At 51.8% G+C, this 24,523-nt stretch carries 13 protein-coding genes; 2 read left to right on the top strand and 11 right to left on the bottom strand.

The annotated features are described in order from the left end of the window. Positions 1-106: 106 nt before the first annotated feature. Together PAECUDRAFT_RS15455 and PAECUDRAFT_RS15450 are read left to right on the top strand one after the other, a co-directional pair. Positions 107-1,678 (top strand): MDR family MFS transporter, encoded by a 1,572-nt coding sequence (locus tag PAECUDRAFT_RS15455; RefSeq protein ID WP_006039046.1) that lies wholly within the window; start codon positions 107-109, stop codon positions 1,676-1,678. Between the two features lie 5 nt (positions 1,679-1,683). After that, positions 1,684-2,298 (top strand): PadR family transcriptional regulator, encoded by a 615-nt coding sequence (locus tag PAECUDRAFT_RS15450; RefSeq protein WP_006039045.1) that lies wholly within the window; start codon positions 1,684-1,686, stop codon positions 2,296-2,298. A 98-nt stretch (positions 2,299-2,396) separates the two neighbouring features. Here the strand turns inward: PAECUDRAFT_RS15450 and PAECUDRAFT_RS15445 are convergent, their stop codons facing one another. From PAECUDRAFT_RS15445 to PAECUDRAFT_RS15395, 11 genes are all read right to left on the bottom strand, one after another. Beyond that, positions 2,397-3,410, bottom strand: a complete 1,014-nt coding sequence (locus tag PAECUDRAFT_RS15445) for a LacI family DNA-binding transcriptional regulator (RefSeq protein WP_006039044.1) — start codon at positions 3,408-3,410, stop codon at positions 2,397-2,399. Positions 3,411-3,605: 195 nt separating this feature from the next. Next, positions 3,606-5,936, bottom strand: coding sequence for a carbohydrate-binding protein (locus PAECUDRAFT_RS15440; protein ID WP_006039043.1), 2,331 nt, complete (start codon positions 5,934-5,936; stop codon positions 3,606-3,608). Between the two features lie 96 nt (positions 5,937-6,032). Beyond that, positions 6,033-11,030, bottom strand: a complete 4,998-nt coding sequence (locus PAECUDRAFT_RS15435) for an S-layer homology domain-containing protein (RefSeq protein WP_006039042.1) — start codon at positions 11,028-11,030, stop codon at positions 6,033-6,035. 125 nt (positions 11,031-11,155) lie between these two features. Then, positions 11,156-13,135 carry a glycoside hydrolase family 2 gene (locus PAECUDRAFT_RS15430; protein WP_006039041.1) on the bottom strand — a complete coding sequence of 660 codons (1,980 nt, stop codon included), beginning with the start codon at positions 13,133-13,135 and terminating at the stop codon, positions 11,156-11,158. Positions 13,136-13,259: 124 nt separating this feature from the next. Then, positions 13,260-14,855, bottom strand: a complete 1,596-nt coding sequence (locus PAECUDRAFT_RS15425) for an extracellular solute-binding protein (RefSeq protein ID WP_006039040.1) — start codon at positions 14,853-14,855, stop codon at positions 13,260-13,262. A 62-nt stretch (positions 14,856-14,917) separates the two neighbouring features. Beyond that, a complete protein-coding gene (locus tag PAECUDRAFT_RS15420) occupies positions 14,918-15,805 on the bottom strand; it encodes a carbohydrate ABC transporter permease (RefSeq protein ID WP_006039039.1) in 888 nt (295 codons plus the stop codon). A 9-nt stretch (positions 15,806-15,814) separates the two neighbouring features. Next, a complete protein-coding gene (locus PAECUDRAFT_RS15415; RefSeq protein WP_006039038.1) occupies positions 15,815-16,729 on the bottom strand; it encodes an ABC transporter permease in 915 nt (304 codons plus the stop codon). Beyond that, a complete protein-coding gene (locus PAECUDRAFT_RS15410) occupies positions 16,726-17,745 on the bottom strand; it encodes a LacI family DNA-binding transcriptional regulator (protein WP_006039037.1) in 1,020 nt (339 codons plus the stop codon). Before PAECUDRAFT_RS15410 ends, PAECUDRAFT_RS15415 begins: the two co-directional genes overlap by 4 nt. Positions 17,746-18,373: 628 nt before the next feature. Then, complete coding sequence (locus PAECUDRAFT_RS15405) at positions 18,374-18,799, bottom strand: hypothetical protein (protein ID WP_006039035.1); 426 nt, start codon at positions 18,797-18,799, stop codon at positions 18,374-18,376. Between the two features lie 51 nt (positions 18,800-18,850). After that, positions 18,851-19,888 (bottom strand): ROK family protein, encoded by a 1,038-nt coding sequence (locus tag PAECUDRAFT_RS15400; RefSeq protein WP_006039034.1) that lies wholly within the window; start codon positions 19,886-19,888, stop codon positions 18,851-18,853. Between the two features lie 479 nt (positions 19,889-20,367). Beyond that, entirely contained in the window at positions 20,368-24,486 is a 4,119-nt protein-coding gene (locus PAECUDRAFT_RS15395) for a discoidin domain-containing protein (protein ID WP_006039033.1), read from the bottom strand. Between the last annotated feature and the right edge of the window lie 37 nt (positions 24,487-24,523).

Here is a 24,523-nt window from a genome sequence, read left to right as displayed (position 1 = left end):
GATGCAAGAATATGGTTGTAATCCACTCAATTTTGAGTATAATAAGCAAGGGTAATCAAATTTGAGTAACAGATCGATAGCAATCGATCACGAAAGGAAGTTGAACATGGACGCCAAAAACAGCAACGTGAAGCTGGTTGTCGCGGGCCTGCTGCTGGGACTTTTCATGGCCTCGCTCGACCAGACGATCGTTTCGACGGCAATGGCTACAATTATTAAGAAGCTGGGCGGCTTCGAGAGCTTCATCTGGGTATATTCCGCTTACATGATTGCGATGGTCGTATCGACGCCAATCATCGGCAAGCTGTCCGACATCTACGGACGCAAGCGCTTCTTCTTGATGGGCTTGATTTTATTCATCGTAGGCTCGATTCTGTGCGGAACGGCGCAGGATATGAATCAGCTCATTATTTATAGGGCGATCCAAGGGATCGGGGGCGGGGCATTGATGCCAATCGTCTTCACGATTATTTTCGATCTGTTCCCGGCTGAGAAGCGCGGTAAAATGATGGGCCTGTTCGGCGCCGTATTCGGCATCTCGAGCGTATTCGGTCCGATTCTAGGCGGCGCGATTACGGACAACATCAGCTGGCGCTGGATTTTCTACATCAATGTGCCGATCGGCTTGCTCGCGATTCTGTTCATCACGCAGGCATATCATGAAACGCGCAGCACCAAGAAGCCGTCGATCGATTGGCTTGGCGCTTTCACGCTGACCGCAGCAATTCTATTCCTCATGTTCGGGCTGGAGCTCGGCGGTACGGAAGGCTGGGCATGGGACAGCATGAAGACGATCTCGCTCTTCATCGGCTGCGTTGTGTTCCTTATTCTGTTCCTGGTTGTTGAAGTTAAAGCCAAGGATCCGATCGTCAAGCTGAGTCTGTTCAGCAAACGCCTGTTCACAAGCAGCATGATGATCAGCTTGCTATACGGCGGCATTATGATGGCGGGCGCTACGTATATCCCGATCTTCATTCAAGGCGTGTTCCACAAAACTGCGACCGAAACAAGTACGGTGCTTATTCCGATGATGCTCGGCGTCGTCGTCAGCGCGCAGGTTGGCGGCCGGATCGTAAGCAAGTTCAAATACCGCAGCATCATGCTTGTGTCTGTGCTCGTCTTGCTTGTCGGCACGTCGCTGCTCGGCTTTGCAATGGATGAAACGACGAGTCGCCTAATGATCGCCTTATATATGATAATCGTTGGACTCGGCATCGGCGTTTCCTTCTCGCTGCTCAACATCTCGACGCTTAACGCGGTTCCGCCGCAGTACAAAGGCTCGGCATCGTCGCTGATCACCTTCTTCCGCACGATCGGCTCCGCGCTCGGCATTACGGTATTCGGCGCGCTCCAGAAGCATGACTTCCAAGCCGGCATCGCTGCCTTGCCGAATATTAATCCAGAGATGGCTGAGCAGATCAAAGGCGGCCAAGCGCTGCTTGATCCTGCCGTTCAAGCCAAAATGCATATGCCTGCGGACGTTGTTTCCCTGCTGCTCGGCAAGCTGTCCGACTCGATCATCTACGTGTTCCAATGGTCCGTTATCCTGCCTGTCGTTGCCTTCATCTTCATCGTCCTGATGGGCAATGCTCGCTTGGAAACGTCCAAGCAAGGCCATCCGGGCTCGCCGCAAGCCGGAGCTGGCGGAAAGCCTGACCCTGCCCTTCAGAAAGGGTAACCATCATGTCGATGAAGCTGCTTGTTCTCGGATTGCTCATGGAGGGCGACAAGCATCCATACGAAATTCGCCAGACGATCAAACAGCGCAATTGGGACGAATCGTTCAAGCTCCGCGACGGTTCACTGTACTATGCAGTGGACCAGCTGCGTGCGGACCAACTGATTGAAGCAGCGGAAATTGTCCCGACAGCAAGCGAGAATCGTCCGGATAAAACGATATTCCGCATTACCGATGCCGGAAAAACGGAGTTTCTCAGGCTGCTGTATGTCCAATTCGGACAGAGCTCGTATCCGCAGCAGCCGATCTTTCTCGGTCTTCCGTTCGTGCGGCATGCGGATCCCGATAAGATCATCCAGTCCATTGAGCAGCAGATTGCCAACGGCGTCGCAAGGCTGGAACGACTCCAGCATGTATTGGCGATTAAAGGCGAGTTTTTGCCCAAGGGCTCGTCCATGATGATTAAAGGCTTTATCCGGTTCGGCGAAACCGAGCGTCTATGGCTGGAGGAGCTGCTTGAGCTGGCCCGTTCCGGCGAGCTGTTCGAAGGGTCGAAGTGGACACCTGAGCAGCTTCGGGAATATCAGAAGCTGATGATGGAAATCCAGAAGCGGTCATAGCCTAGCTGGTTAGCGCCAACCGCTGCATCGCAAAAAAAGAGGGTGTCCCCAGCCGTCGCGGCTTGTGGGACACCCTCTTTTCCTTGTCTAATGTTGCACTACTCGTTCCGCTGATAGTTAGAAGACTCGCGAACGATCAGATCGGAATGAATGATCCAATCCTTCTTCTCCGCAAACTCCTTAATCGTCATGAGATCAATTAGCTTCTCCGCGATCAATGCTCCCATCGCATACTTCGGCTGGTTCACCGTGCTAAGCGGCGGATTAATGTACCTTGAGATCCGGTTGTTATCGACGCCGATCACAGCCATGTCCTCGGGAATACGAACGTTCCGTTCCAAGCAGACGCGATAGACGCCGAGTGCCATCTCGTCATTGGCAACGTAAATGGCGCTAAACGGCGTACCGCTGTCCATCAACCGGTTCATCGCATTGTAGCCGCCCATCTCCTGATAATCGCCATTATCAATCAGTGACGGCTGGAACGGCACCTGATGATCCTTCAGCGCCTTCATATAGCCTTCCAGACGCTCGTAGCTTTCCGCCGAATCGGAATACCCGCCGATATATGCGATACTCCGATGGCCCTGCTCGAGCAGATGGTTCACGGCGACATGCGAAAACTTCACGTTGTCCGTCTTGCAGGTCGGAATGCCATCATGGGAAATATTGCGTCCGACAACGCCGATTAGAAAACCTTTGTCAGCGAGCTCGTACAACTCTTCGTCGTTCATAAATGGCATGACCAAAACCATGGCGTCTACCGTCCGGTTTTTCAGCAGCTCCAGATATTCGGTTTCCTTCTCCAGCGTATTGTCCGAGTCGCAAATAATCAGCTTATATTTTTTCGCATAAGCCATATTCTCGATCCCTTTAATAATCTCGGAGAAATAGGAAACGTTAATATCCGGCACAATAACGCCAATCGTCATCGTTCGCTGGGAACGAAGCTGTTTGGCCGCCGCGTGCGGATGGTATTCCATCTCTTCTATTATCGCAAGCACCTTGCGTTTTGTTTTCTCGGTTACCAAGTTGCTGTCATTCAGCACACGCGACACGGTAGCCGGCGAAACGCCAGCACGTTTGGCAACATCAACAATTTTAATGTCCACAGTGGCATTCAACCTTAGTAAAGAAAAGTAGTTTTATAATTAATTATAGAATTATTGCAACTGGATTACAAGATAGGTTCGCGTCTAATCCCAGTATCTAGTAAGGAAAAAGTAGAAAGCGCCCGATCGAGCATGCTCGACCTGCGCTTTCCCGTCATGTGCGACCTATCGTCAGCACTTTATATTAGGCTAGCATTAGTTGCCGACCTTTTGAAACGACCAAGCTTGCGAATTGCTTCCGTTATCCGAAGATTGGATGATGCCCGCACCATCTGCGCCGGAGGCGTTCAAAATATCGACCGCCTTGCCGCTGTTGCGGTTAATTATTTTGTAATAGCCCGCACTTGTCATTACGATCTGCCACTGCTGATTCGTGCCGCCGGCATAGGTCCACTGCTGAATGATCGCGCCATCAGCGGTCGATACATCCTTCACATCAAGCGCTTTGCCGCTCGTAATATTCGTTAATTTGTAATAGCCGCCGCCAACATCCTCGACTCTGAACTGCTGGTTCGTGCCCCCCGATGGCGCCCATTGCTGAAACACGCCGCCGTCTGCGGTCGAACCATCTTTAATATCCAGCGCTTTGCCGCTCGATTTGGATACGATCGTATAGATTGTACCCGATTCGATCACTGTCGTTGCAGGAGGCTGAGTCGGAGACTGCGAAAATTTGATCCAATTCAAGTTAATGCCGCCCGAAAATTTCAAGTACACGTTTTGAATGCCGCTTGCGCCGGAGATCGGACACGTTACGGTTGTCCATGTCTGCCATCCGCCAGTTGCAGCTGCCGTGCACGTTCCGACCAATGTACCGGTTGGGCTGCCTAATCGAACCTCGATGCTTCCCCCGCTAGCTGCGCTAGCTACTCTTGCTTGCAAACTCGCAGCGCCGCTGCCGAAATCAACCTGATTAAAGTAAATGTAATCGCCATTGTCGATCCAGCCTACGTTTTGCCCGCCGCCGGCGTCCGTGGTCGCTTCCAGCTGTACGCCAGTCTGTCCGTCATAGTTTTCAGCTTCTAGCTGGCTGTACGCATTTTTCGTCGTCGGGTTCGTGCCGCCACCCGATGTTCCGCTCCACTTGAACGTAGCGACAGCGCCTGCCGGAAGCGTGTAGGTAAACGCCTGCGATCCCCATGCGACCTTGAACGTGTTGCTCGTAGTGCTGTTATTAAGTGCGATTAGCACCTTGGAGCCGTCCGGATTTTTGAATGCCACATTCTCGATGCCGCCAGCAAAGCTGTTCGTGTCAATACGTACCGCGCCGCTGTCGACGAATTTGCTGGCATGGCCCAGCACATAGTATTCGACTTCCTTCTTCATATTGCCGCTATTGTCGACTGTCACAACGCCGCGACAGTTGGTGCAGCCGCCATTCGTCGGCCCGTGTGACGGGTCGAGCGCCAGATTCCACAGCAGGACGCTTTTCGCCCAATTCCGAATCGATCCGATCATCAGGTTGGACATATTCCATTTCAGATTGGCGCCGAAATCCGTGCTCCATTCGCCCCCCGAGCATTCCGTGAACCAGATGCCCTTATCCGGGTAAGCATTATGAACATTCGTTTGGTTTGCCACATCTCCGCCGTAGCAGTGGAAGGCCGAGCCGGCGACATAGCCTCTCGCTTGCGCGTCGTTCAGAATCGTCGTCGGATAGCCCGGTTGATCCCAGTTATGGTCATAGCCGATTATTTTCGTCGTAAGGCCATTGCTTGCGAATGCTGGCCCGAGATTATTTTTAATAAAATTGGTCTGCTCAGCTGCCGACATGCCCATGCTCGGGTAGCTTGATGTCTGATGCAGCGGTTCATTCTGAGGCGTAATGGCATAGATCGGAAGCCCTTGCGCCTGATACGCCTGAATGTATTTCACAAGGTAATTCGCATAAGTACCGTAATATTGCGTTTGGAGGCTGCCTCCGTTGAGCGATTGATTGTTCTTCATCCATGCCGGCGCGCTCCAAGGCGTGCCGAGAATGAGCAGTCCGCTGTTTTTCGCTTTCGCCGCCTTCAGCATCGGAACGACATCGTTCAGATCTTGCCCTAAGCCGAAGTTCACAAGATTCGGATCTGTTTGGCCTGAGGGACGATCATTATACGTAAAGCTGCTCAAGGAATAGTCGGACGCGCCGATCGTCTGACGGACAAAATTTAACCGAATGCCGCTGCTCGTGAACAAATCGTCGAACGCCGCGTTCCGCTGGGATGCGCTCATCTTGTTGTTGAACAGATAGGCGGACGAGCCGGTCATAGCTGCTCCGAAGCCATCCATCGATTGATACGTCACATTCTCATTCACGTTGATGGTCGTCGGATTGGTAGCGCTTGCAGAAGAAAACGAAACATTGCTTTGCGGCTGCAGCAGCTTGGATTGATCGGCTGTCGTCATCCAGACTTGGACTACCTCATTAGCCGCCTCGGCTTTGGGTGCCAGATTGCTGAACCCTCCGAAAGCCAATAAAGCCGAGAACAACGAAAATACGATGATGCGGTTAACCGGTCTGCCTAAACGCGCAAATCTCACTACGAACACATCCTCTCAAAGTTTTTATTTATAGAAAAAGACACCTGGAGTTTCTGTATCCTTACTCCAGGTGTCTATTCTATTGAGGGTTATAGACTAGCTATTCAATTGTTGAAGCAGGTGATCGATCATCACGGCCGCCTCGGCACGCGTAGCGTCGTTCTTCGGATAGAAGTACCCTTGCGGCGTGCCGCTTACGATGCCCGATTCCAGCAGTTGCTGGAGCGCAGGGACTGCCCATGCGGCAACCTCCTGACCATCCTTAAGGCCGGCGACGTTTGCCGCGTTGCCTGCTGCTTGCGAATGCTTGGCGAAAGCAAGCGCATTCGCGAGCGAGACAGCCATTTGCTCGCGCGTTACAGATGCATTCGGACGGAACGTACCGTCCTCGAAGCCCTGCACCAGCTTCGCGTTAACAGCTGCTCCAACCGCGCCAGCAAACCATTGGTCTGCCGACACGTCAGAGAACGCTGCTGTTGTTTCTGCATGCTGTTCCAGTCCAAGCGTTCTGACGAGCAGCGCTACCCACTCCGCGCGCGTAACCGTACGCTGCGGCTGGAACGTATCTTCTGTTGCGCCTGTAACAATCAGCTTCGATGCGAGCGACTCGATGCTGCCCTTCGCCCAATGCGTTGGAATATCGCTGAACGTTTTCTCCAGCGTGATTACCGCATAGCTGCTGTTATGGTTGTTTTGCAGCGATGCCTGCATCGTGCCATCTTGCTGTTTCTCGAATGTAGTTGGAACGAACTGCAATTGGCCCGATTGGTCCATCGTAACGCCCACTGCATGCTCGGAAGCTGTACCTTTGCCCAGCGTGATCGTACGCGTCACGTGATGCTGGCCGAAGCTCGTCAATTCCTTCGCTTGATCGCCGTCCTTCACAATCACGCTGAAGGATGTCGCAGGCGATAGCATGGAACCGCCCAACTGCTTCACTGCTTGCTCCCATTTCTTCTGGTCAGCAGCGCCTGCTGGCGTGATGCGAATCGTAAGCATCGCTTGCGGACCCGCTTTCTCCAAGTCCGAAGCAACTGCTGCCAGAGGCAATTCGTAGGCTACTGCACCCCATTGCACGCGGATGGACAGCTCCTGCTTCGATTTCAAAATCGCTTGCAGCGAAGCAATCGGCAGCGAAACGTTCAGCTCGTCTGCTTTCGTCTGCTCATTTACATGAACGGCGATGCTGCTAACCGGATTATGGCTTGCCGCTTCTTGCACAATGGAAGCCGGAACTTGAACATCAGCTGTTGCAACGCCTGCAGCCGTGTTTGTTTTTACTTCCAATTGGCTAATCGTGGAGACGCCGTTTGCATATTTAACCGTTGGCTGCGATGTTTGGCCGGAGGACGAGCTGCCGTTACCGCTGCCTTCGCCAGAACCATTTCCGTTACCGGAACCATTGCCACTGCCATTTCCGTTTCCTTCACCGGAACCATTGCCATTGCCATTGCCATTGCCGTTATCCGCAGCCTGCGGCGTTACCGGAACCGGCGCGGACGCGAATGATTCATTGCCATCCGTGTCCACCGCGCTAACGGTGAACGAATAGGTTTGGCCGTTCGTCAGCGACGGGATGACTACCGATTGGCCCGTAACATTTTGAACGAACTGTCCGTCTTGGTACACGTTGTACGAAGCGATATCGTATTCCGTATTGGCTGTCCATTGCAGCGTCGCTTGCGCGTCTCCGCCTGTTGCTTGAAGCCCTGCTGGCGTAGCTGGCGCATAGCTGTAAATTTCAAAGTCATCGATCGCTGCCCAGTTGCCGCCCTTCGCATCGGAGAATACGCCGAGCTCCATTTGGCCGTTCGTTACTTTAATATTGTCGATTGCGAAAGCCGTCCACGATCCGCCGCTTGCGGAACGAAGGTCTTTGTTTTTCTGGCTGCCGCCGTAGTTTTTCACTTCCAGCTGGAACGTGTTCTGTCCGCCGCCAGTGCGCACCCACACTTGCACTTTATACGTGCCGTTCGGCAGGTGGACCGTCCGATACGTCGATTGCAAGTAATCGCTTCCTGCCCAATGCGTTAGCTTGTATTGACCGCGCGGACCGTCGTTATCGACGTAGCCTGCAAGCGGCTGGGTTCCCGGATGCCATTCTGACCATTGATCCAGCGTGCCCGTCTCAAAGTCCATGTTCGGCAGCGGAACGAGAGTGCCCGTCGCTTGAGATGCCGCCGATACAGGCGCGCTTGGCGCCGATTCGTTGCCTGCTTGGTCAACCGCCGTCACTGTGAAGTTGTAGTTCACGCCAGCGACCAGATTTTTCACTGTATAGGTGGACACCGTAGCTGGGCTCACCGATGCGATTTTCAAGCCGTTGCGATAGATATTGTATTTGGCAAAATCGCTCTCCAAGCTCGGCTCCCACGACAGCTTAACTTGCTCGATGCCGGAATCAGCCTTCAAGCCTACTGGCGCTGCAGGCGCTTGCGCGTCCTTGCCGGAATCCGTCGTTGCAAACACGCGGTCGGAGGCGATGGATTCGCCCGTAGCATTGAATGCCGCCACGCGATAGTAGAACGTCGAATCGCCGCGCAGTCCAAGGTCCGTATAGCTTGTCGATCCGGTCGGCGCAATGCCGATTTCTTGGAATTCATCATAAACCGCACCTGTAACGGAAGCCGAATCGAGCGCGGAACGATAAACCTTGTAGCCTTCCGCCTGCGGTACCGCATCCCATTGCAAGTTAATGTTATAGCCTTGATCTACTTGCGCGCTCACATTGGTTGGCGTACTTGGAGCTGCCGTTCCTCGCTCCGCCGCAGGCGCTTTGGTCGTCGTACGGAACAGCTCGAAATCGTCGAACGCTGCCCATTCTCCGCCTTTATTCGTTGCCGACACGCCAATCTCAACTTGCCCGTTCGATACGCGGATCTCTGGAATAACAAGCTGCTTCCATTGGCCTACATAGTCAGTTGTGCCAGCTGAAGCGCTCAGATCAGCACCGCCGTAATTTTTGGCATCCAGCTGCACGTTCGTGTTCGAGCCCTTCTGGAACCATACCGATGCGCGGTATGTGCCATTGGGAACCTTCACGATATGCGAGGTGGATTGCTGGTAATCGGTACCTGCGTAGTACGTCAGCTTGTAGCTGCCGCTGCGCGGGTTGTCATTGTCTGCCTTCTGCGCCGAAGCCTGACCGCTTGGCACCGTTTCGTTCCAGCCTTCCAGATTTCCCGCTTCCAGACCGCCGTACAAGCTCATGTAATTCAGCGTGTCTTGGAACACGTCGAACGAGAATTGCAGCCAGTTCACGCTTGCATTGCCGTGGAACAGCACGTAGAGCGTATGCGTTCCGGTTACGGAGTCGATCTGAGCCGTTCTCGTTACCCATTGCTGCGCTGCGCCAGCGCCTCCGCTAGGAGCCAGGTCGAGCGTGCCGATCGTTCGGCCAGTTGGGCTGTCCAGCTTAAATTCCAGCTGCGCATCGGCTTCAACCGCTGCGCGAACCTTCAGGCTAGTCGTCCCACTCACAAACTCAACGTTATTGAAAGCAATATAGCTGCCTTCGCTCGTTTGCCCGACCGCGCTGCCGCCGCCTGCATCCGGCGTAATAGCGGTTTGGACGTTGTTCATGCTGTCAAAGTCTTCCGCTTCCAACTTGCTGTAAGGATTCACCAGCACGTCGCCTTGCTGCGTTCCGTTCCATACGAAGGAAACGACAGCGCCTGCTTCCAGTGTGTAAGTGAAGCTCTGGGAGCCCCAACGCACCTTGAACGTCTTCGCTTGCTTCGACGAGTTCAACGCCATAAGCACCTTCGAGCCGTCCGGATTTTTGAATGCGACATCCTCGATGCTGCCATTGCCGAACGTGTTGGATTGAATGCGCACCGCGCCAGGCGCGATGAATTTGCTTGCTTGGCCAAGCGAGTAGAACTCTTCGTTATACGTAACATCGCCTGTCTGCTGGTTGATCGTTACGATACCGCGGCAGTCTGCGCAGCCGCCATTGGTCGGGCCATGCGCTTCGTCCAGCGCAAAGTTCCATTTCAACGATGTTTTCGCCCAGTTGCGGGTCGCGCCGATAACGAGATTTTGTACATCCCACACGACGTTAGCGCCGAACACATTCGCGAACTCGCCGCCGGAACTTTCCGTAAAGTAGATGTCCTTGTCCGGATGCTGGTCGTGTACGAACGCTTGGTTCTCAACGGTGCCGGCATAGGCATGGAAAGCAGATCCGGCGATATATGCTTTGGCCTGCGGATCATTCAATACGTCGATCGGGTAGTTCGGCTCATCCCAGTTATGGTCCCACACGATGATTTTCGTCTGGATGCCCGCAGCCTGGAAGGCAGGACCTAAGCTGTTTTTCACAAAATTAGCTTGGTCGCTCGGTTCCATTCGCATGCCCGGATACCCTGCCGGTTCAAAATGCGGCTCATTCTGCAGTGTAATGGCATCGATCGGAATGCCCTCATTCGCATAAGCCTGAATGAATTTCACGAAATATTGCGCATATACGTCGTAATATTCCGGCTTCAGCTGCCCTTTGTTAAGCGCGCCGTTCGTTTTCATCCAAGCCGGCGCGGTCCAAGGCGTCGCCATCACTTTCAGCTCCGGATTAATCGCCAGCGCTTGTTGAAGCACCGGGATCATGTATGCGCTGTCATGTGCGATCGAAAAATGATCCAAGTTTTCATCCGTCTGCCCCGACGGCATATCATCGTACGTATAATTGCTCAAGGAAAAATCATTGGCGCCCATCGGCACACGCACATAGCTGAAGCCAACGCCGCTGTTGCGGTCAAACAGCGTATGCATCAGATTGTCGCGCGCTGTCTGATCCAGCCTATTCGCGATAAGCCACGCCGAGGAATCCGTCATCGATGCGCCGAAGCCTTCCATCGATTGATACGTTTTGTTCTCGTTCACGTTGATCGTCAAATCCATTGGATTCGTGTCGTTCACGAATACCAAATCTTGCTCCGCGTTAATTAGCTTGCTCTTATCCCCTCGGGTTTCCCATACCTTCACCTGCGTGCCAACGGCCGCGGAGGACTTCGGCGCGAAGACGCCGGTAAAGCAAGTAATAATCAAGCTGACGACTAACAATTGTGCTAGAGGCTTCGAAAAGTTTCGTTTCATGCTCGTTCTCCTTTTCTTTCATGCTGATTTTTTGCACACCAAGGATGGCTTACCGGAGGAAAAGCGACTCAGAGCCGCCAATCCCCGATAATCCAGCATCCGAACCTGACGCTCGGCTTTCTTTTCTAATGAGCAGATTTGCTAATCGCCTTGCCGCTTCCAACCAGTGCGCCATAATCAAGCGCTAGCTGATCCGCTAAAGGCTTGCCATGCTTGCGATCCATATGGTACAAGCCGAAGGTATCGATCCAGTTGTTGTGGTTCACGTACCAGTCGTACATGATCCAAAAATCGATGCCTGCAACGTAGCCATCCGGCACCAGCTGTCCGTCCGCATTATGGGTAGCCTGCTCCATAAGCGCCTTGAGCGTCGTCTCATAAATGTGGATTTGCATGTCCGAATCGACATCCCGCTCGCCGGTCCAATGGCCGAATTCCGTATTGAGTATCGGCTTATCCGGAAAAGCGCGGTGCGCGTTTTCCAAAAATTCGCGTGTTCCCTCATACGGCGTACCGCCGTGGAAAATGCCGAAGTACATCGTCCAGCCTGCGACGTCCAGCGGCTCCATCGAAGCATCCTCCGGTCCCGGCTGATCCGCTGCGGCGCTCTGCGTAATGAGCCTGCCGTCGTTGTACTTGGTCCGCAAATCTTGGACAAGCCTGCGGTTATATTCAAGACGCAGCGCCACTTCCTTCGACTCGTTCTGGGTGCTCCACATCAGAACCGAGGGACGGTTGTACTGGGAAAACACCATCTCCCGCCACATTTGATCCGCGAACTGCCGCTGCTCCTGTGCAACGTAGTGCTCCTTCTCGAACTGCCACAGCGGGATCTCGCTCATCGCTGCAAATCCAAACCGATCCAATAGCAAATACGTATGCACATGGTTCGGATAATGGCCTGTACGCACCATATTGGCATTAATCGTCCGAATTTGCTCGAGATCCGCTCGAATGCGATCCCAGTCCGCCGTTCTTCCAGTCTCCGGCCATTCCTCATGGCGCGCGATGCCGGCCAGGAACACAGGCGCTTCATTGAGCAAAATGCGCGTTGATTCCGTCCGAACCGTCCGAATGCCGAATTGCGTGGACAGCGTATCCATCGTTTGGGAGGAAGACGATAACGTCCACTCGCCAACATACAAATTCGGAACGCCGAGCGACCAGAGCTTCGGATTGCAGACCGTCACCTCGAATTGCAGAACGCGCGTCTCTCCGGCTTTGGCCTCGAATGGCAGCGTAAGCGTGCCTTCCGTCGCTGCTTGGCCACCCTTGATGCTTGATGCAAGCGGTGAAGTAAGAAACGCTTCGCATGCCTGATCCGCCTCGAAGATAACGCCTTCTACCATTCCCGAACAATCAGCCGAGCCTTGGTTGCTGACGACAACACGAATGCTTAATTTTCCCGCCGTGTCCAGTGGGACCACATCCGCCCGAACGAGATGAACCGCGTTCGCAGCCTCCAGGTAGAGATCTTGAATGATCCCCGTGTAATTGAAGAAATCCGTTCCCTCTTCAGCAGGGATGACCTCGATTCGGCTGCCCCAAGGCGGGTTATCGACCCGTATCCGAATATCATTGTCCCCTTCTTGCAAATACGAGGTCACATGAAACGCGAAAGGCGTGAAACCGCCTTCATGAAAGCCGATCCATTGCCCGTTGATCCAGATATCGCAAATGTAGCTGACGCCAAGCGACTTCAATGTATAAACTTGGCTTTCATCAAGCTTCGCAAGCGTAAATGTCCGTTGATACCAGACGCCGTTCTCGTAAGTCTCGGCGGCACTCGCCGCTGCCTCGCCTGTCAGCCGATTTTCCGGCAGCGGGACATGATGCGGTTCCCAAGCTACATCAGACGAAGCGACTAAATACATCCCTTCGTTCTGTGCGACTTGCTCCAGCCAGCCTGCATCTCGCGGAGCCATTGAGAAATCATGATCCGCCTCAAAGCGTTTCTTGCCCCAGCAGCCGTTCAATGAAATAATCGACCGCTCTTGCGGGTCAAATGTCGGTACTGGATTGCCATTCTGGAATGGAATCTCTATGCCGTCCACTGTTTTGAAAACCAGTGTTGTCTGTAAATACGATAAAGGTGATGCAGTCAAGCCTCTTCCTCCTCCAAACCCCAAACCCATTTCAATCATGAATTTTCATTTAAAAACAGCCGATGAAGATGATCCATCACACGCGCTCATCCCATCGGCTGTTCTCATCTGGTCTATTTATCGATTATTTGATGCCTTTTTCGTCAAAATACTTGTAAGCTTCCGTCTTCGCGTAGTCAACGAGCGAGTCGATGCCTGCTTTCGTCAACTGGTCACGATACGTCTTCAGCGATTTCTCTACATCATCAGTGAAGCCCATCATAAGCGGTTTGCCGTATTGCTCGAACACTTGGTTTACAGCTGCTTGCTGCGATTTCACCGTGTCATACGTCAAGATGATTGGCGCATAAATGTTCGGCTTGCTCGTCGCTTTGAACTCTTCCAGCAGCTTATCGAATTCCGGCCAGCCCGATGCTTGCTTCTCGCGAACCATTGTATCTACACGCCAGCCCCATGAAGCGAGATCGTATTTCTTCCAATCTTTTCCTACCGTCATGCCTGCTGGAGGCGTAACGAGCGTCTTGCCATCTTCTGCGATGGAATAATGCGTGCCTTCAATACCGTACGTCATCAGATCGAAGTATTTCGGATCGTTGCGCAGCTTGTCGAGCACCATGAGCGAACGCTCTGGGTTCGGCGCGGACTTCGGAATGGCCATTGCGTTGTTGACCGACAGCGTCGGCATTACATAACCGTTGAAGCGATTGAACGGGAAGTAGCCTGTTTTGATGTCAGGGTTCGTCGTTTTGAGACCCATGATGTAACCGCCGGCTGCTGGCGCATTACGAAGGTATGCAGCGCCGTTGTCCGTTTTGATCGTGTCGCCCGGCTCCTTCTGCGAGGACAGCGAATCGGAAGTCCAGAACCCTTTGTCCGCCCACGTTTTCATGCGTTTCACGTAAGCTTCGAACTCTGCCGTGAACGGATAAGCAACGATGTCGCGCGGCGTTGCATATTTGGACACGATCAGGTTCCCTTCGCCGCCTCCGCCGATCGTCTCAAAGCCGTTCGAGAACTTGAACAGCGCGTTAACTTCATTGAACGCTTTGCCATTAATTGGCGTTACGCCTGGCTTGCCTTTTTTCACGCCATCGAAGTAAGCTTCGAGCGAATCCATATCTTTGATTTCTGGGAGCTTCAGCTCTTGTCTCCAGTCTTCGCGATACACGAGGCCGTCCGGCGTGTACTCTGGGTAAGTGGATGGCACAGCAAAAATTGCGCCGTTGGTTTCTTTATCAGATTTAACTGTAGCTTCTTCCCAATCCTGCTTCGATACTTTGCTCCATGTTTCTGGCGCATACACCGGCAGCAGATCGTTCAGCGGCAGGAATGCGTCGCGTTTTGCGAATTTGTAGTAATCCGCCCATGAGGAAGCAAAGATCATATCCACTTTCTCGCCCGTCGACAGAATGAGGTTATATTTCGTCTGCCATTCTGCCCACGTCGTGAAGTTCAGCTTGATTTTCGTGTTCAGGTCTTTCTCTAACAGCTTATTCCACTCATCCACGACCTTCTGTGTATCTTTATGAGGTTCGCCGACAAGATACCATACAAGCTCGACCTTCTTGGACGTATCCGGCTTTTTGACGCCGTCCTCGCTCGTTACGGTCTTCGCTGGATCGTTCGACGAAGAATCGCCATTGCCTCCGCAAGCTGCCAACGTCGTTGCAAGCATGAGGACCGCGGGGATCGCTGTGAAATAACTGAACTTTCTTTTCATTGATGAGACCCTCCTTATCATTATGAAAAAAAGATATCTATGTCAGCCGACATTAGCCGGTACTAACCTTTGACTGCGCCAATCGTAAGGCCTTTGACAAAGTAACGTTGAACGAACGGGTACAGGAATACGATCGGTCCCGTTACGATGACTGCAGCAGCCATCTTCAACGTTTCCGCAGGCGGCTTCATGCCGGACGCAGCATCGAACGGCATATTCGTTTTCAGCACCGCTGCGCTGGAAAGGATTTTGTACAACAGGAACTGGAGCGGGTACTTGCCCTCGGTCGTAATAAACATATTGGCGAGGAACCACTCATTCCAGTAGGACAGCGCCAGGAACAAGCCAATTGTAGCAAGGCCTGGCGTAGACAGCGGCAAAATCAATTTCAAGTAAATCGTGAAATCGCCAGCGCCGTCGATCTTCGCCGATTCGGAGATCGAATCGGGAAGGGAGGACATGAAGCCCTTCATCAGCATGATATTGAAAGCGGAAATCATGAATGGCACGAGAAGCGCCAAGTAGTTATCCTTCCAATCGAGATACTTTACGATCAGGATGTACCAAGGAATTAATCCGCCGCTGAACAGCATGGTGAAATAGATGTAGAAGGATAAGCCATTGCGATATTTGAAATCTTTGCGCGACAGCACATAGCCCGCCATCGACATGATGAACAACCCGATTACTGTTCCTACCACCGTAAGCGTGATCGTTACTTGATAGGCATTAATGATCTGCGAAGGATTGCTGAACAGCGAGCGGTAAGCATCCAGCGAGAACTGCTCAGGCCAGAGCTTGAATCCTTCGGCAATGATCTCCATCTCCGAGGTGAACGACCCCGTGATGATGACCCAGAACGGGAGCAGGCAAGCAAGGGTTAGGAGCGAAACAATGACATAACCCATGACGTTGAAAAAGATGGTCGATTTTTCGGTTTTTATCTTCATGACAGCCTCCTAGAACAACGCATTTTCTGCACGCGTCTTGCGAATGATGTAGTTCACCGTCAATACGAGCACCAAGCCGAAGAACGATTGATACAAGCCAGCTGCCGTTCCCATACCTACGTCGAAGTTGACTGCAAGCGCACGGTACACATACGTATCGATAACGTCTGTTGCATTGAAGAGCATGCCGTTATTGCCGATGATTTGGTAGAATAGATCGAATTGACCGCGCAGAATGCCGCCAAGGCTGAGCAGCAAGAGCATGATGAACGTCGGCGTAAGCAGCGGAATCGTAATGTATCGAATCCGATGGAAAATGTTCGCGCCGTCAATCTTCGCTGCTTCATGGTACTCATCGCTGATGCTCATGATGGCCGCAAGGTAAATGATCATGCCATAACCGAGGCCTTTCCATGTGCTGAAGAAAATAATGATGTATTTCCAGGGCGCCGTATGCAGGTAGAAATCATAAGACGGGAATCCGAGCGACTCGAGCAGCGTGTTAATCGCGCCATTATCCGAGCTGAACAAATTAAACACGAATGCGCCGACCAGAACGAACGAGATGAAGAAAGGAAGGAACATAATCGACTGCGTCAGCTTTTTGAACCATTTGCCCGGCAGCTCGCTTAGGAACACCGCGCATAGAATCTGCAGGAAATTACCGATAAAGATGAATGCTAAGTTGTAGAGCACCGTGTTCTTGGTGATGTTCCACAGTGCGCCGGAGTTGATTAGAAAGTCGAAATTTTTCCAGCCGACGAACTCGTTGCTGAACAATCCAACGTTCGGATCATAGCTCGTAAATGCGTAGTACACGCCGACCATCGGCATGTAAGCAAAGATGGCGAAAAATACGAGAGCCGGACTGATCATGAGAAAAAGCGTTTTGTTTTTTACCAGTTCTCGAACTAAACTTTTCACGTTGACACACTCCCTGTTCGATCAATTGAAATGCTGGAGGACTCCCTAATGATGAGCTTGGAGTCAACTTTAAACACGCGTTGATCAATGAAATCGTTATCATTCATTTGATCGATTAGCTTCTCTACGAGGAGCGCACCCATCGCATACTTGGGCTGCTCGACGGTCGAAAGCTTAGGTGTTATATACTTGGCAACCCGGTTGTTATCGACGCCAATGACGGTCAACTGCTCAGGAATTGTAATCCCCAGCTCCCGGCAAGCTCGATAAACGCCTAATGCCATCTCATCGTTTGCAGCGAAAATCGCCGTAATGTCGAGGCTTTTGAACCACAATCGCCTGAACGCCTCATATCCGCCATTTTCGTTAAACTGACCGTTCTCGACCAACTCCTGATCATACGGCAGCTGAGCGAAAGTTAGCGCTTTCATATATCCTTCAAGCCGTTCATAGCTATCCGTCGAATCTGCATAACCGCTTAAAAATGCAATTCGGCTATGACCTTTGTCGAGCAGATGCGCTATGACCTCTTGCGAGATTTTTACGTTGTCCGTATAGGCGCATGGTATGCTAGGATGCTCGATATGACGCCCGATAATGCCAACGGTGTAGCCTCTGTCTACGAACGCCTTGATCTCGTCATTGGATATGATCGGCGCTACGAACACCATGGCATCGACCGTTCGATCCATCGCCAGCGACATCATTTCCACTTCCTTCTCCCGCTCGTTCTGCGTATCGCAGATGACGATTCGATACTTGCGCGAGTTCGCCATGTTCTCGATTCCCTTGACGATTTCTGCAAAGTAGGAAGAGTGAATATCCGAAACGACGACGGCAATCGTTCTCGTTTTCTGAGAACGCAAGCTTTTGGCAGAGGCATTGGGTATGTAATTCAACTCATCAATCGCCTGCAACACCTTCTGCTTCGTCTTGGCACTCACGCGGCTGCTGTTGTTTAGAACACGAGAGACGGTAGCTGTCGAAACGTTCGCCCGCTGGGCAACATCGATCATTCTGTTGTCCTGCACTCACACCACTTTCTCTCCTAAGATTTAATCAAATGATAGCATTTTGTGAAATCGATTTCAATATGTTTATTCAAATTATTTTAGAATTGTTGTCGCGCAATTTTAGTGAATTTCCTGTCGAATCGTCAGGAAACGGCATAACTATAGGGAAAACGAACCTTTTTAACGGGTGTCCCACTACCTATACCGGCGGCAGATTACGAAGAATTAGGACTTCTAAAATGAAATCGATATCTTTTAAGCGCTTTCTTATTGTGAAAAAGCAAGCCTATCGGTGTATGATTCATCCAATCGTTGGGAAATACAACCCTGCCCTTCTGTTTCAAAGGAGGAGCCATCCTAACGGACTGAGGAGCCTTTATTTGATCAATAATGAGCACATTTGTGCGCTAACGGACCCAGCAGCCTTTATTTGACCATTATCATCTCCGCTAGCCAGTAAAAAGGCTTAATAACGGTCGTGGAGTCCGTTACCGTTTCAATTGGCTCATTAAAAGGCACATAGCGTCTCTGTGGTCCGTTACACAATTCGTGTTCGCTCAGAGGAACGACAGAAAAAAGAAATGGCGTTTCAGGACTGCTCCCTTATATCGCCATCTCTTGATCCTCATTGTTAAAGTCCGCTGCACTGATTCATTTCATTCGTCGACCATTCTAATATCTGGCTGCTGCCAATTTCCCCGCCGATAATATGCAGGCTATGGCTATGGTCGAACACGACATATATCCAATCTTGTCCTTGCTGTTCCGCTACGATCATCTGCCGCGCAGGGATCACGAATGCCTTAGCCAACAGGATCGCGCCTGGGGAATGCTGATTTTCAGCATAATCTGCATAGCAGGCTCGCATATACTGCTTCACATGAAGGACAAGCTCCTCATTCCGCGATATAGCCAAAAGCCGATTATGATCAGCCACATAATGCAGCGGCGCATGGTCCAGCTCGCGTTGCTGCAGCCTGTCATTCCCAGCAAGTTGGAACAATTCTACTTCTTCCTTCGAATCAAACCATTTCATTTCTTTACTCCGAATAGCCATTTGTGCCAACCTCCTCTGCAGTCACAGCCTAGCCAAATTGCTATTGCTCCGCTACTCCACACCGATGCCTAACATACTATTAATCGTCATTTGACGAAGTCCGTTCCCGTAATCTCGTTCCCAGTTGCTTACGACTAATTCCGGGATATTATCTTCGACCACGTACTTTGCGCTGCTTTGCCTGATTGCCTCCAACGCGAACTCAGGAATCTCTTTCCCCGCGAAAATTAAGCGATGCGGGTTAATGATTGACGTGAACGTAGCGACGACACGGCCGATCGCGTCCAACTGGACAAATTTGTCTTCCTCGGATTGTATAGGCGTCGTCTCATTCATGATTTCAATGAATTTCTTTCGGTCATATAACGGCAATGTCGCAATTTCCCCTGCGAAAAATGTACTGCCGCGCACGACTTCGCCGTTCATTAGTATCGCCGCGCCTATACCGATTGGTCCTAGGTAGATGTATACTAACGAAAAGCTTTTATCATAGCCTAATCGATCATAGTAACCGAAAATCGAAGCGTTCACGTCGTTCACCGCTTCAACGCGAATAGCGAAGCGCTCCTCATAGTAGGCTTTAAACTCAAAATTATTAAATCCGTGAAATGATGGGATATAAACCGCCCGTCCTTCGTTAACCGCGCCTGCGATCCCAAACGTGATCGTGCTTAAGTTCGGATTCTGCTCCACGTAAGGGGTAAGCTGCTCCGTTAGCTGCTCGGGCCCTTGCGTCATCACGCTCGGTTTAACCTCTTGGACGATAACCTCGCCCACATAATTCAGTAGCGTATATGTCGTGCATTCGCGTTCAAGCCGAACGATTAGCCCTGTCCGATATGCCGGGTTGATCTGATACTCTTTCGGTCTTCTTCCGCCGCTTGATGCGCCTAATCCAGTCAAAATCACTTCGCCTTGATCGTTCATGTCATCCAGCGTTTTGCTGATTGTCGGGAAGCTTACGCCTGTCACTTGTGCGATTTCGGCTGTCGTTGACACGCCTTTCGCATGAAGCGCCGCACGAATTTGGCGACGAATAAACTCTCCCATCGTTTTGGGCGTTACAGAACGCGTATCGATTAGACTCACCGCCAAACTTATTAAAGTCGTTTAATATGTATATAGAATACCATAGGATTTTACGAGCGTATAGGCGTAAAATGAACGTTTCAGGTGGGGTTTATTTAGATCTTGAATTGATATTGGATCAGGAAGTTCGGTTCGAATAGCAACCGCTCCTTGTATTCTATGCAATGATATTGGCTAATGAGTCTCACGTCGGCGACGCCATTGCAAAACGTACAACAGGCAATTGCTTCATTACAGATTTGTGCAACTATTCGCTTTCACCAGATGCATCTCCTTGTATGTTTTGCAACGACACCTCACTTTCATACCTAGAACGGTCTTTCTCGTTGCACAAAATGCAATGGGCGTTGATCAACCGTCGACTGCAATTGGACAACTACTAATAAGTGAGTGTTAGAAAAAAAACGACCCCGATACCGATCATTCGGCACCGAGGTCGTTGTTTGTTGTTCATTCATTCAAAAGCAGATCTTGATAAATTAGCTGCCGTAAACAGCGAAGTTATAGAGCGAGTAGCCCCATTGCGTTCCGCGCTCCGTGCAGTAGACGCGAACGTAACGACCGGAGCCGTTCACCGTGATGTTGTCGTTACCGCCATCGCCGGTCGTCGTGCTGTAAAGATCAGCGAAGTCAGTACCGTTGTTGGACACTTGGATTTTATACGATTTGCCGTATGCCGTCTCCCAGTCGAGTTGAACGCGGGAAATCGTACGTTGTTGGCCAAGATCGACCGTAATCCATTCCGGAGCCGCGCTTGTAGCTGATGCCCAACGCGTATTCATGTCAGCGTCAACCGCTGCGCCCGGCGTGAATGCCGCTTCTACCGAGGAAGAAGTTGCCACTTTGTTAAGCGACAGCAGCGTTTCCGTTTGCGGAGGCGTCGTCGTGCCATCGTTGTAAGCCTCAACCTCATACAGCGAGTACCCATAAATCGTGCCGCGCTGCGACATGTTTACACGGAGGTAGCGACCCGAACCGTTAATTGCGATATCATCTGTGCCGCCGTCGCCAGTTGTCGTGCTGAATGCATCCGTCCAAGTCGTGCCGTCGTTGGACAGCTGGATTTTGTACGACTTGCCATATGCAACTTCCCACAACAGCTTAACTTTCGTCAATTGCTGTACGCTTCCCAAGTCTACCGTCAGCGTTTGCGCGTCAACGTTTTGCTCGGAAGACCAACGCGTGCCTGCATCGCCGTCCGTTGCATTGTTGCCAATGAATGCATCTTGCGTCGACGATACCGTTACCGTTTTGTTCTTAGCCAAGTTTGTGCCTGGCTGAGGCTGCGTTCCGCCGCCGCCATTGTTGCCGCCGTTATTGCCGCCGCTGTTCGTGCCATCCCATGGCGTCCATTGGTCGGACGTGTTCGTGTTCGCCATTGGATTCACTTGTACGAGCGATTTTGGACCAACGACTGCTGTACCTGTCGTGCCTGCCGCATTTTTGAACGTTACCGTTACAGGGCTAGACGTTGGATTCCAAACTTGTGCGATATAAGCGTTGTTTTTCTTATAAACCGTTGCACTGCTGTAGCCAGTTGCCCAAACGTCGCGCGTACGCTCGCCGAGCGATGCCATGCTGTTAACGAACCAGTACGTATTGAAGATTTCGTTGCGCTGCATGTTTGTCGTATTCCATCCGCTCAATACGCCATTTGCGTCGCTGAGCGAGCGGATCGGCCAAACGATATGCTGCCAATCTGTTCCTGGCGTGCCGCCGTTATCGGCAACGAAGCCATTGTAAAGCGCTGCTGCTTTGTTTTTGTTCAGGCCGTAGCTTGTCAGATATTCTGCAGTTGGCAGCCAGTGGATGCCGTACACGTGTACTGGCAAGCCGCTGAAGAATGTACCGAAGAAGTTGGACGAGCCGTATACTTGACCGACCGACTTATGCGTCCATTCCGGCAACCAGTTGTCGCCGTCATAGTTGAACCAGTATTGCTCGACTGCATTAAGCTCAGTCGTGAAGCCATAGATCGCTGCGTTGCGGAAGTTCGTGTCGCCCGTCAGCATGCTCCACATGTATTGGCCAACCCAGCCAAACAGGGATTCGCCAGCTGCTTCTTGGTTGTTGCCGCTATCGTTGTCCGCGTAACCGCCAGCCCATGAATGGCCCTCGTACGGATCAAAGTTGCGGAACTGTGGATATAGCGGGTCGGTCTTCGATGGATTCGCATAGTCGCGAATCAGCTGTTCAACCATGCCGCCGTATTCTGTGCGCCACTGATTATCGAACGTTGCCAAAATTGCGGATGCGAATACATAGTAACCATACGTGAAGTGATGGTCCGTAATGCCGTAGTTCGCGCCGAAGCCGCTGTTTTTGTAATACATCGTGCCCCAGTCATTGTTATAGTACATGAAGTACTCCGGCTCGCCTTCTGTGTACGTATACCAGTCAGTCAGAACCGCTTTGATACGGGACAGGAACTTGTTGCGAAGCGTAATATCGCCGATTTCATTCGCTTCGAGCGCGCCCATTGCGAGCGGGTGAAGCGTTTTGCCTTGCCAGTAAGCATCGCCGTTCATGATGTTGTTTGCTGTTTCTTGGTCAAGAATCGACAAGTAGTCTTCCATTTGCTGACGAGCGTATTGCGCATTGCCCGGCTCAGTAAACGTTGGAACCATACCGTAGAACTTGTCTACCGTCGTGAAGGAGTTGCCTTCCTTTAGCTTGAGCGTACCGCGAACCGACGGATACGTGCGGGTCGTCAACGCGTTGTTCGTTTTCTTCCATTGGTGCGGATACAGGGCGAGCATCGATTGATCGGAGAAGCCCGTACGTTTCAATTGCGTCGTAACGCCCAGCGTCGTCGTTACGTCAGAATTTCCTTCATTGTACGAATACGTCGCCGTCGAGCCCGTTACGAATGCGTAAGCGTGCTGGTAGAACAGATCCAAGTCCGACGTTGCAGGCATTGCCGCTACTGACATGTAGTTGCTGCTGCTGCCCAGTTGGATTTTGATCTTAGCGCCGACTTTTTTGAACACCGTTCCCGGAGGAGCGAAGATACCATAGTAACGATTCGTCGCTACCGGATTCGGACGTCCGTCTGTATTCAGGACGCGTACAGCAATGCGGTCGCCAGTATACGTGGAGCCATCCGTTGCGAGAATTGCTGCGCCATTAGGGTCTGTAATGCCTGCCACGAGCGAAGAGTAAAGCTCAACCGAGTTACGGTCGCTGAATTCAGTGAACACGTAAGGCGAGCCTTTCGTGAACGTTACTTTCATTTTGTCTTCAGCTGTATCGCTCAATACCGTATTAACGGAGAAGTCGCCGTAACCGGTTACACGGTTTTTCATCGTCGACGTGTTGATGTTGCTTGCCATCAGGTAGATGTCAGGATTGCCGTCAGCGTTAACTGCTCCGCCGTCTGCAGTGATCCAGCCAGCACCTGGGTTCAAGAGGCCGAGACCTTGCTTGAAGAACTTCGATTTCAGCGGCAGCGTGATGATCGAGTCGCCAAGCGGCTTGATCAGCAGCGATTGCCACCAGTCGTTCGATGGGATCGGCGTATTAACTGCTGCCGTTTTGTTGCCCGGATAGTTTGCTTGTGGGAACGTCAAATCGTTCGTCAAGTAGCTGCCTGAGCCAACATTCACTTTCGCTGGCGTTGGAAGCGCCGGGATTGTGTATACTGGCTGCGGTTGACCTGCAACATAGTCATACACTTCGAAATCAAACAGGCTGTAGCCGAAGCTCGTGCCTCTGCCGATGCCTTTCATGCGCACATAACGGCCCGATGCATACACCGGAATGTCCTGCTTGCCGCCGGAGCCGTGAATCTCGCGATAAACAGTCGTCCAGTCCGTTGCATTATTGGAAACCTGCAGATCGAACACGCGACCATACGATTCCCAGTTCAGAACGATACGGCCAATTGTACGCGTATTGCCGAGATCGACGTAAATCCACTCGTTGTCCGTTGCATTGGAACCCCAACGCGTCGACGAGTTGCCGTCTACCGCATTCTCCTTCAGCGTTGCGCCTGGAGGCAGGTAGCCGGATTGCTCATAGGAGGAAACGGTTACAGGCTTGTTGAGCGCAACGTTCGGTCCGTATTGCACCGGCGGTTGGTTCACGCCACCCGTACCGTAAACTTCGAATTCAAAGATCGAGATGCCATAAGCAGCCAAGGAGCGCGCCGTTCCAAGCACACGTACGAAACGACCCGTGCCGGAAACTGTCACATCATCGATGCCGCCGTCGCCGGTCGTCGTGGAATAAATGTCCGTCCACGTCGCTTCGTCGTTGGATGTTTGAATTTTGTAACCGGTTGCAAAAGCGCCTTCCCATTGGATTTTGACACGGTCGATTGTAGCGTTCGCGCCCAAGTCAATGTACATCCATTGGCCATCAGAACCCCATGCGCTGGACCAGCGTGAGCCTGTGTTGCCGTCTACTGCCAGGCTGGCAGCATTGTTGCCCTCTACAGATGAAGCATAAGCTGTGCGGTTTTGCGAGAGCAGGTAAGAGCCTGCAGCCGCTTCAGCGCGCTGTTGGACTGGCAACGAAACAAGCGTTCCCAGCATTGCCGCAACTAGCGTGTAAGACCCCAAACGTTTCGCGGCTTTCTTGAACTTTCCGGTTTGCATTATGATCCTCCTTCAGTTTTGGCGAATATGAGGCCAG

The sequence above is a fragment of the Paenibacillus curdlanolyticus YK9 genome (assembly GCF_000179615.1).
In the GTDB taxonomy this organism is placed as follows: Bacteria; Bacillota; Bacilli; order Paenibacillales; family Paenibacillaceae; genus Paenibacillus_T; species Paenibacillus_T curdlanolyticus.
Note: the sequence above shows the minus strand (reverse complement) of the source record. Positions and strands in the feature narration are given on the sequence as shown.